This is a genomic window from Candidatus Megaera venefica, from assembly GCF_034554655.1.
GTDB lineage: Bacteria > Pseudomonadota > Alphaproteobacteria > Rickettsiales > Rickettsiaceae > Megaera_A > Megaera_A venefica.
This window is the reverse complement of record NZ_JARJFB010000160.1, coordinates 1-3,563: the sequence shown is the minus strand read 5'-3', so window position 1 is coordinate 3,563 and position 3,563 is coordinate 1. Positions and strand designations below refer to the sequence as shown.

At 32.7% G+C, this 3,563-nt stretch carries 5 protein-coding genes; 2 read left to right on the top strand and 3 right to left on the bottom strand.

Features of this window, described 5'->3' with window-relative positions; genetic code table 11:
* On the bottom strand, positions 1–328 hold a 328-nt coding region (locus Megvenef_RS08005), incomplete at its 3' end, for a transposase (RefSeq protein ID WP_322776028.1).
* Between the two features lie 210 nt (positions 329–538).
* On the opposite strand from Megvenef_RS08005, the gene Megvenef_RS08000 reads away from it, so the two are divergent.
* Entirely contained in the window at positions 539–931 is a 393-nt protein-coding gene (locus Megvenef_RS08000; protein ID WP_322777425.1) for a DUF4345 domain-containing protein, read from the top strand.
* Between the two features lie 42 nt (positions 932–973).
* Here the strand turns inward: Megvenef_RS08000 and Megvenef_RS07995 are convergent, their stop codons facing one another.
* Entirely contained in the window at positions 974–2,263 is a 1,290-nt protein-coding gene (locus Megvenef_RS07995; protein WP_322777424.1) for a hypothetical protein, read from the bottom strand.
* 171 nt (positions 2,264–2,434) lie between these two features.
* Positions 2,435–3,025, bottom strand: a complete 591-nt coding sequence (locus tag Megvenef_RS07990; protein ID WP_322777423.1) for a hypothetical protein — start codon at positions 3,023–3,025, stop codon at positions 2,435–2,437.
* A gap of 210 nt (positions 3,026–3,235) precedes the next feature.
* Between Megvenef_RS07990 and Megvenef_RS07985 the strand changes: the two genes are divergently transcribed.
* Positions 3,236–3,563 (top strand): transposase (locus Megvenef_RS07985; RefSeq protein ID WP_322776028.1); only part of this gene is annotated, 328 nt, incomplete at its 3' end.

Genomic DNA, 3,563 nt, shown 5'->3' with positions numbered 1-3,563 from the left:
CTTCAGACACATCAAGATCTTGCTGCAAATATTCATAACCACAAAAATATTGCCAATAAATATTTTCCTTTAGCTCTTCCTCCGTAAACGAATCAGAACCGTTGTACATAGCTTGAAGCATTGATAGTGCTAGCATTACTCTATGATCTTTCTTATTTCTACCAAATTGCTTGATTTCAATGTTAGGCAATGCTCTGGCTTCAAGTTCAGACCAATTTACTAAATCCCTTAGTTTATATAACTTGTTTTTAGGATTTAGTTTTGTAGATAATTTCTCTTCAAATAACCTTTCTTGTTTTTGGAGAAAAGTAATATTTTCTATAGGCATAATTTTAAAATCCGTAAGCTTTATGCGGTAATTATACCATTTTCTTATGGATTTTGTAAGCTGTTTATGACATGAAACCCCTTGTTAATTCAGGCGGGGAGAGTTTTGACGGAGGGACTAAAAACGAAATCGCTCTGTTCATAACTGAACAATAACTTTTCGCCATTAGATATGGTTCTTTAAAAATAAAAAAAGCTCAAGGTTACATACATGATCGAAAACCCTGAATTACTCGCTAGTCAACTTATAGTACAAATTGGCCTCTTTTTTGCAGCTTTAATTGCAATTGCTGGAGGTACCCTGCAGATGTATCTGGGGCAGCCAGATACATCTGCGCGATTAGACAACGTACACCGATTTATGGCTGGAGTGTATTTTTCTGCTGGATTGATCAATTTATGGGCAGCGATTACCATCCAACAGCAAGGCTTTCTAGTCTATCTTCTAGCCTTCGGCATATTTTTCGCAGGGATAGGTCGACTTATTTCTATAAAAAAGGTTGGGCTACCCAAACCAACTGCTCTCTGGATTGGATATCTTGTTCCTGAGTTAAGTCTACCATTTGTAATAGCAATAGCGCATTACATGAGTCACTTAACGTGACAGTATCAAAATTAGAGCTCCAATTTTTTCTGGATACATATCTTATATCAAATCACCAACCATTCCATCAAAATAGCCAATACCCATAATTGGCGTTTCATCTTCTTGAGCTTTGTAATCAATCACATCGACTATAGTAGGTTTACCTAAAGTAAATAAATAAGAAGAAATATTTTTATGTACATCTAAGTGAAGTTTTTCTAATAAAGACTCGCCTGGGGTTTTTCTAAGATGAGCAAGCAAAAATAATAAATAATTATTTTCAATAAACTCTTGGGTTTCTGTTGGAAGGTCTATTATTATTGGCTCATCACTTGTACTTACTAGTAAATCGGTAAGTTTCATGTATTGTGCTATCATCTTAGGGGTAGTTATCACTTCTCTGATATGTCCAGCATATTCTTCTTGCATAAAGCTCGCCATAAAATTCGCTACAATTGATTTGTTTAGTTGTTCTACTTCACCTTTAAAATTCGCTAAATATGATAATTGATTAAACCCAGCCATCACACCATCACTCATAAAGACATTTTGATAAACTTGTCCTTTTGCGCCTAACATTTTGCTATGCATGAATGTTAGGAAATCTCTATCTGTTACAATACCAAAGGAGAAATATCTAATAGTATCGTGGCCTTGTATTGCAATAAATAAATCTGGATTAAGTGAACGAAGATTTTGTTCGCTGTAAAGTTCGCTATATCTATTGAAGACATTAGGATCAACATAATCATCATAGGTCAGAGGATATCTATTCACAATTTTTTCAGCCACATTTATATTAGGTAGGCATAAATTAAAAAAGTAACTTAGGTCTTCTTCACACGTAATTGCATTATTACTAAAATCAATAGATGTCAGAGAGTGATTTTTTTCTAAGCCTTTTGATAATTCTAACTGACCATAATATCCCATGTCATTATAAGAAATTTTAAGATAAGCGAGAGAACTAGTTGTCTTTAGCGCATCCGACAAATAGGAACTTCCAGTTTGATCTAACCTGCTACCAAAAAGATTCAGAGAGGTAAGATGTATATTAGAAGGTATGATTGATATTAATATTATATTTTTAACATAAGGAAATATTTTTGATCCCTGGGAAAAATCAAGCCCAATATTTTCTTTTTGCAAAAAATTACTTGGTATTGAACTTACATCAATACCAATACTACTCAATACTGTTGTTATATTTGCAGCTTCTTCATCACTCACTTCTGATAATTTTAGACCTCTTAAATGTTCATGAAGACAGGTTGGGAATGGCAGCAATTGTAAATCTGTCGATATAGGCAGCAAATCACCTTTATCTTGCCCTGTTATTTTTATTTTCATGCGCTTTTACCATAAGTTTTAACATTTACTGCGCCTTGTCTAATACAAGTTAACTAATGAGTCAATAGAATAATTAGCGTATTATGTTGATGTTAAATAGCCTAACTAAATATTATTATAATTTGTATACGGAAGTAGGCTTTAAAGGATTGGACAGGTTTATTCCAGATGTTATTTTAAATAAAACTTTATCTGACTCAAGAATGGAAAATATTCGACTTTACAATTTTGTTTATTATTAATACAACGATCAAGATCATTTTGCGGCAACGCTTCTGATAGCAATTTATTCTCTGGATTATAACTAATTGGCTCGGCGAAACATTTATTTCGCTCGTCATCATTTAGATATGGAGCCATTGCATAATTCAGATTAAAGCAGTCAAACGGCTCTATCTTATTAGTAAAATTAAATTGTGGCTTTATACCGTGTTTAATTAAAAGCCCTACATCCTTAGCCCTTAAAATAAATTCTAATTGCGAAGGATTTAAACTAGTTTGAATCCTAATGGTTTGGTTTACAACAATCGATAAAGATAATATAAAAATAACTAATAAGGCAACGAATTCTTTTCTTTTTAAATTATAGTCTTGCAACACTTTCTTAATGTATACAGAAGCTATAATTGCAAATATTAAACAATAGCAGCCTAAATACCTTATTAAAGAAGCTGTTTTTATCGCCTCTGAATAAGAAAATGCAAAAAAGAGGCCAATTTGTACTATAAGTTGACTAGCGAGTAATTCAGGGTTTTCGATCATGTATGTAACCTTGAGCTTTTTTTATTTTTAAAGAACCATATCTAATGGCGAAAAGTTATTGTTCAGTTATGAACAGAGCGATTTCGTTTTTAGTCCCTCCGTCAAAACTCTCCCCGCCTGAATTAACAAGGGGTTTCATGTCATAAACAGCTTACAAAATCCATAAGAAAATGGTATAATTACCGCATAAAGCTTACGGATTTTAAAATTATGCCTATAGAAAATATTACTTTTCTCCAAAAACAAGAAAGGTTATTTGAAGAGAAATTATCTACAAAACTAAATCCTAAAAACAAGTTATATAAACTAAGGGATTTAGTAAATTGGTCTGAACTTGAAGCCAGAGCATTGCCTAACATTGAAATCAAGCAATTTGGTAGAAATAAGAAAGATCATAGAGTAATGCTAGCACTATCAATGCTTCAAGCTATGTACAACGGTTCTGATTCGTTTACGGAGGAAGAGCTAAAGGAAAATATTTATTGGCAATATTTTTGTGGTTATGAATATTTGCAGCAAGATCTTGATGTGTCTGAAG